The organism is Streptomyces sp. NPDC060209 (genome assembly GCF_042728155.1).
Taxonomy (GTDB): Bacteria; Actinomycetota; Actinomycetes; order Streptomycetales; family Streptomycetaceae; genus Streptomyces.
The window spans coordinates 1-7,087 of sequence record NZ_JBHWZS010000393.1 but is presented as its reverse complement, the minus strand read 5'-3'; the positions used below and the strand labels follow the sequence as shown (position 1 = coordinate 7,087).

The window sequence follows — 7,087 nt, the reverse complement described above, 5'->3', positions numbered from 1 at the left end:
GCGGGACGCGTCGCGTCACCGAACGGGTCGTTGCCACGCCAGCCCACGGTCCACAGACCGAAGGTGAACCTGTCCGCGGAAGTGGGAGTGAAGCGGTCCGACATTGCACAGCCTCTTGTCGACGTCAGGCCCGGACGGCAGCTCTGCCGGACGGGGTTAATTTGTTTGCTTGCAGTACTAATACTCCATCCGGCCGAGCGTTTCTAGACCGTTTCCGTCACGTGTCGGTCACGTGGCGCAAACATGGCAGATCCAGGGCACCGCATCGTCGTTCGGTTTCTCGGGCAATCCGGGAACTCCTGTCATGTTCCGGCCTTCTCGGTCACATTTGTTTTGTGTACGATCAAAATCGAGAGGACCCGCAGCCGCGCTCGCCGCAGGCGCCCTGACGTCCCGCCCAGCACCTCCTGATCGGCTAAGGACCACCCCCATGAAGTTCACCGACGGTTTCTGGCAGATGCGCAGTGGTGTGCACGCCTCGTACGCCACGGAAGTTCGCGATGTCCGCCTCGACGGCGACCGTCTCGCCGCCTACGCCGCCGTCAAGCGCGTCGAGCGCCGCGGTGACACACTGAACGCCCCGCTGATCACCGTGGAGGCCCACGCCCCGGCCGAGGGTGTCATCGCGGTGCGGCTCACCCACCACGCCGGCAAGCGCCGCAAGGGCCCCGACTTCGAACTGCCGGGCGCCGCCGCGCAGTCCGCCGCCACGACCCGCACCCGGGGCGCGGCCGCCGAGCTGACCAGCGGCCCGCTCACCCTGCGGCTCCCCACCGAGGGCACCTTCGGTCTTGAGTTCCTCGACGGGGACGGCCGGGTCCTGACCTCCGCCGGCCGCAAGGGCAGCGCGTTCGCCACCGTCGACGACGGCAGCCACCACATGTTCGCCCAACTCGCCCTCGGTGTCGGCGAGACGGTCCACGGCCTCGGCGAGCGTTTCACGCCGTACGTGAAGAACGGCCAGGTCGTCGACATGTGGCAGGCCGACGGCGGCACCAGCAGCGAGCAGGCCTACAAGAACATCCCGTTCTACCTCTCCTCGCGTGGCTACGGCGTCTTCGTCAACCACCCCGGCAAGGTCTCCTTCGAGGTGGGCTCCGAGGCCGTCGGCCAGGTGCAGTTCAGCGTCGAGGACCAGACGCTGGAGTACTTCGTCATCGCGGGCCCCACGCCGAAGGAGGTCCTGTCCCGGTACGCCGCCCTGACCGGCCTCCCCGCGCTCCCCCCGGCCTGGTCGTTCGGCCTCTGGCTGACCACCTCCTTCACCACCTCGTACGACGAGGCCACCGTCACCTCCTTCGTCGACGGCATGGCCGAGCGCGGAATCCCGCTGAGCGTCTTCCACTTCGACTGCTTCTGGATGCGCGAGTACCAGTGGTGCGACTTCGAGTGGGACCCGGCCGTGTTCCCCGACCCGGAGGGCATGCTCGCCCGGCTCAAGGACAAGGGCCTGAAGATCTGCGTCTGGATCAACCCGTACATCGGGCAGAAGAGCGCCCTGTACGAAGAGGGCGCGGAGAAGGGGTACTTCGTCCTCACCCCGGACGGCGACATCTGGCAGTGGGACAAGTGGCAGGCCGGCATGGCGCTGGTCGACTTCACCAACCCCGAGGCCACCGCCTGGTTCCAGGCCGAGTTGAAGGGCCTCCTCGACCAGGGTGTCGACGGCTTCAAGACCGACTTCGGTGAGCGCATCCCGACGGACGTCGTCTGGCACGACGGCTCCGACGCGGAGCGCATGCACAACTACTACACGCACCTCTACAACAAGGCCGTCTTCGAGCTCCTGGAGAAGGAGCGCGGCCAGGGTGAGGCCGTGCTCTTCGCCCGCTCGGCCGCCGCGGGCGGCCAGCAGTACCCGGTCCACTGGGGCGGCGACTGCTGGTCCTCCTTCGAGGCCATGGCGGAGTCCCTGCGCGGCGGCCTCTCACTGTCCCTGTCCGGCTTCGGCTTCTGGAGCCACGACATCGGCGGCTTCGAGGGAACCCCCGACCCGGCCGTCTTCAAGCGCTGGCTCGCCTTCGGCCTGCTCTCCTCGCACAGCCGGCTGCACGGCTCGTCGTCGTACCGCGTGCCGTGGGAGTTCGGCGACGAAGCGGTCGACGTGGCACGGCAGTTCACCCGCCTCAAGCACCGCCTCATGCCGTACCTGTACGGCGTGGCCGTCGAGGCCCACCGCACGGGCGTCCCGACGATGCGCCCGCTGCTGCTGGAGTTCCCGGAGGACCCGACGGCCCGCACGGTGGACCGCGAGTACCTGCTGGGCCCGGACGTCCTGGTCGCGCCCGTCTTCACCGACGACGGCCAGGTCGAGTACTACGTGCCCGAGGGCACCTGGACCCACCTGCTGACCGGCGACACGGTCACCGGTCCCGCCTGGCGCCGCGAGACCCACGGCTTCGACAGCCTGCCGCTGCTGGTCCGCCAGGGCGCGGTCCTGGCGCTGGGTGCGGACGAGTCCCGTCCGGACGGCGAGTGGCTCGACGACCTCGAACTCCGCGTGTTCGCCCCCGCCGGAACGGGTGACTTCACCCGCACGGTGACCGTCCCCGACCGCACGGGCGCGGTGGCGGCGGTGTACGAGGTGGTGCGCGAGGGCGGTGAGGTCCGAGTCACGACGGACACGGACCGGCCGTACACGGTCACCGTCGTGGGGGAGAGGGCCTGACGGCCACCGGCCGCTGATACGGCTCCCGGCATGCGGCGGCCCGCCACCAGAGGCTGTGGTGGCGGGCCGCCGCACCTGTGCACCCCGTCAGGGCACGCGGTGATCAGGAGGCATCAGGGCGTCGGGCCCAAGCGGGTCCACGGGTTGTCGGGGGCCGTCGCGTTCGGGATGTTCGCCTTGGTCCAGTACTTGGCCTTCCAGTAGTAGCCGTCTCGGGAGACCACCGAACGGGTAGAGCCGTCGGATGCGCCCGCCACCAGTGCCGTGCCCGACAGGACCCCGCTGTTCTTCGGCTCGGCCACGAATCCGGAGGCCGAGGCGAGCGCGTACGGGGTGCCGTCGGCGGGTACGCCGGCGACGGGTACGCCGTTCTGGTTCAGGAAGCGCCACTGCTGTGCCTTGCTGCCGGCGACGCAGTCCTTCACGCTCAGGTTCGCCAGTCGCGCATCTGCGCCCAGACACTGCTCGTGACCGGAGGTGTTGCTCTTGATGCGGAGCCAGCCCGAAGAAACTCCGCCGTCGGCCGCGATGGTCCACAGTTGGTTGGCGCCGCCGTTGCCGACGTACAGGTGAGCGCGCGTCCAGGTGCCGGGGTGGTCGAGGACGTTCCCGCCGGAGACATCCTGGATCTTCCATTGGGTGCCGGTCTTCCAGACCGAGAAGGGTGCCCAGAGCGGGTTGTAGGTGCGGGCGGTGTCCCAGGCCTCGGCCTGGCAGCCGGTGACGGCCGGTGTCGGGGGCGCCACCGTGGTGGTTCCCTTACGCCCGTCCTGGGTGAGGCCGTACTCCGTCCCACCTGTCTTCACCTTGAAGTTGGCGGGGCCGGTGATCGGCAGGTAGTACTTGATGCCGATATCCCTGGCCTTGCCGGTCGGCAGGTCCTCGCAGTATCCGAGAGTGATCGTCACCCGGTGGAAGTCCGCCTTCAGGCCGCCCACGTTCGCCCCGGTGCGGCCTGGTGAGAGTTCTCTCTTCATCTCCTGCCAGGCCTCGTCCTTGAGCAGCGGAGAGGTGGAGGTGGGGATGTCGAAGGACACCTCGGTGCCCGCCGGCAGTGTCTTGCCGGTGTTGTTGGTGATCCGCAGCTTGGGCTGCAGCGGCCACATGTTCTTCACATCGGTCGGGTAGTCGACCAGCTCGGCCTTTACGTTCAGGACCTGGGCGGGCAGGACCGTGCTGCCGGCTCGCGTCGCCTTGTACGGTCCGGCGGCACGCAGGGCCGTATCGAGCCGGGTCGTGAGGTCGTAGCCCATGCCGTACTCACCGTTGATGCGTTTGTGGTAGTCACCGGCCATCTCCCAGAGCATCACGCCGCCGATGCCGTTGTCCTTGATGTAAGCGGCCTTGGCGTCGATGGAGCGTTCGTCCTCGGTGGAGAGGAACACCTTCTTCTGCGCGTTCCACAGCCAGGATGCCTTGAGCGTGTCGTTGTACTTGGCCGTGTACGTGCCTGCCAGCTGGTCCGCGGGCCGGGCGGGGTCCAGGCCGTACGAGGAGAGGTAACCGGGCGTGGTGCCTGCCTGGAGGTTCTTGGTGTGCCAGAGCGGGTTGGTGCCCGCCTCGATCTTCCTGCCGTTCTCGATGTCGTGCCAGATATTGTCGATCCCGGTCGCGCCCTGGCCGCAGGCCGTCTTGCTGCCCGCCCCGCCCGCGCCGGTCCCGGTGCCCGCCGGGCAGGCGTTCTGGTCCGGCAGTGCGGCGGTGCCCCAGAGGCCGTCGGTGCCGCCCTCCACTCCGCGCCATCCGCGCGTGTAGTAGGGGAGGCCGAGGTTGATCCTGCCGGGCGGCAGTGCGCCGCGGTAGTAGTGATGGGCCCAGTCGACGTTGAAGTACCCGGTCTTCTGGTACGGGTTGGGATCCCCGTTCTCGTCGAGGTCCTTGTAGACGCCGGCATCGGCCAGTTCGGCGTCCTTGCCGTCGTCGTACAACGGTGCCTGCGGGCCGACGTACTTGTTCCAGGAACCGTGCAGGTCATACGTCATGACATTGACGAAATCCTGGTACTGGAGCGCCTGTCCGGCATCGAGGCCCCGTGCGAGGTAGCCGGAGCCCGATCCCGCGGAGGTGAGGAGGTAGTAGCGGTTCAGACCGGCGCCCGCTGAGTCGAGCTTCGCGCGTACCGTCTTCATCAGCGCGTTGTATCCGGCCCCGAGCCCCTTACGGCGGGGGTCGGCTGTCGGCCAGTCGTTGGGGTTGCCGGTCTGCGGGAGGGCGGAGGGGTACTCGTAATCGAGGTCCACACCGTCGAAGCCGTAGCGCGCCAGGAAGCCCGTCACGGAGTCCGCGAAGGTGTTGATGGCCGCCTGGTTGACCGAACCGTCGGCGTTGGTCGTCATGGTGTAAAAGCCGGCCGACTGTGCCCAGCCGCCCACGGAGATCAGCGTCTTCACCCGGGGGTGCTGCTTCTTGTAACGGGTCAGCAGATTGAAGTGCCCCTGGTAGGGCAGCGACGGATCCATCTCCGCGCCGACCACTCCGGGCCAGGTCATACCGGTGGAGGCATTCTTGGCGTCGGTCGTGTCACCGACGGAGATCTGGTTGCCGACGATGCCCGCGAAGGCATAGTTGACGTGCGTGACCTTGTTCCAGGGGATGTTCTTGACGAGGTAGCGGGGATCGCCCTTCTGCCCCGTACGCCAGCTGCTGAAGTACCCGACGACGCGGCGGTCGCGGTCCTCGCCGAGCCACTCCCTCCCGTCGCTCTGGTACGCGTCGCAGAAGCGCGCCGTCGTCGAGGCGGCCATCCCGTCGGGGCGGCACTGCGCCTGGTCGGACGGACGCGCGGGGCGGGTTCCGCCGTCGTCCAGCGAGCCGTCCCCATAGTCGTACGGGTCACCGGCCGGCGTGCCCACGCCCTGAGCGGGGCCGGGCTCGGCGAACGTACCGCCGAAACCGGGGGTGTCACCGTGGTACGTGTACGTGTTGAGCTCGTTGACGGCCGTCAGGCCGCCTTGCGTGTACATGTTGACCGAGACGAAGTTCGGCTTCTTGCGGGCGGCGGGCGTACAGAAGCGCTGCGCCCGGTTGACTATCTTCTCGTTGTCCGCAGACGGGGTCCCGCCGAGCGTTGTCTCGCGGAAATGGTTCATGACGAACAGCCGCCGGAAGCCTGTCTCCTCGCGACTGAGTGGAATCCCGCCCCAGCGGCTGTAGCAGGACCAGTTGGAATCGCCGGTCGCCGGGCCCATTTCCCAGTTGTTCTCGGCGGTCCACTCATTGCCGTACATGAATCCCAGCTCCGCCTTCGCGGCCCCGGAATCGCCCCGGGTGGAGTCCGTGAACAGGAGCAGGCGCTTGTTCTTGGCGATGAGCTCGGAGACCTTCGGCCAGCCCTTCGTCCGCACCTGCCAGGGATCGGCGTCCGGCCGGAACAACAGACCGTCCAGTACCCCGCCGGCACCGAGGTCATCGCCCACCTCCTCCCGCAGTGCGTCCGTCGAGGCTTTGTCCTCGACGAAGACGGTCACGATTTCCCGGGGGTTCGCCTTGAGGAAGGCGCCGATGTCCCCGAAGACGTCCGACATGGGCTGCGAGGTGGGCAGGCAAGCGCCGTGACACATGCGCACTCTGCCGTTGAACATGTGCGCGTCGAGCATCAGGCCCCGCACGCCGTCCGTCAGCTGGGTGGCGATGCTGTGCGGCTGCGTGGGGAAGGGGGCCGCACCCTCGGCGTCATCCTGGTTGTAGAACGCGTTGTGCGTCGTCAGGAAGGTCTGCTGGTCGAACGTCGGGTCGGCCGGCATCGGCTGACGCGGCGGGTCGACCGGTGTGACGTACCACTTCTCGCTCGCATCGGTCTGCCCGGCGAATACCGCCTCGCCCGCACTGGAACCGCCGATGAGCCGTTCCGCGGAGCCGGGCGCGAAAAACGTGTACTGCTCGCCGGCGTGCCGCTTGATCAGCCAGTCGGTTCCGGGACCCGTGCAGTCCGTGAGCACGACCCGGCCCTCGCCCTGCTCATTGACGCCCTTGGTCAGGCAGAGGCCTTCCTTCGTCGGGTTCTTGACCTTGTAGTTCGCGGTGTCCCCGACGCGGTCGAACTCCCACTGCTGGTTGTCCTCGTCCCCCTTGGGGTCCTCGGTCTTCAGAATGGCCGAAGAGCCGCTGAGGTTATGCCCGTTCAGCTCGTTCTCGATGTAGAAGAGGCCCTCGATGGGCGGTCCCTCGGAGACTGCGGCGGCTGAGACGGCCGTCGCGGAAGCAGCCGGGGGCTCGGCTCCCGCAGGCGGCGCTGCGGCCAGGCCGGCGAGCAGGACCACGGCCAGCGCTGTGAATCCCCCTCGGCCCACTGATCTGCGTAACATCTCGCTCCTTGGTGGTCGGGCTGGGGCGCAGATGCGCCCGCTACACAATCACCCACGCGGATCAACGAATGGTGAACAGGTGACAAGAGCCATCCGCGCCTCCGCGGGGCGAGCC

At 68.0% G+C, this 7,087-nt stretch carries 2 protein-coding genes; one reads left to right on the top strand and one right to left on the bottom strand.

The window, feature by feature from the left end:
* Positions 1-430 precede the first annotated feature (430 nt).
* On the top strand, positions 431-2,668 hold the full coding sequence (yicI, locus tag ACFWFI_RS39210) for an alpha-xylosidase (protein WP_387400160.1): 2,238 nt from the start codon (positions 431-433) through the stop codon (positions 2,666-2,668).
* A 113-nt stretch (positions 2,669-2,781) separates the two neighbouring features.
* On the opposite strand, the gene ACFWFI_RS39205 is transcribed toward yicI, so the two are convergent.
* Positions 2,782-6,972 (bottom strand): glycosyl hydrolase family 18 protein, encoded by a 4,191-nt coding sequence (locus tag ACFWFI_RS39205; protein WP_387400158.1) that lies wholly within the window; start codon positions 6,970-6,972, stop codon positions 2,782-2,784.
* Positions 6,973-7,087: the final 115 nt, after the last annotated feature.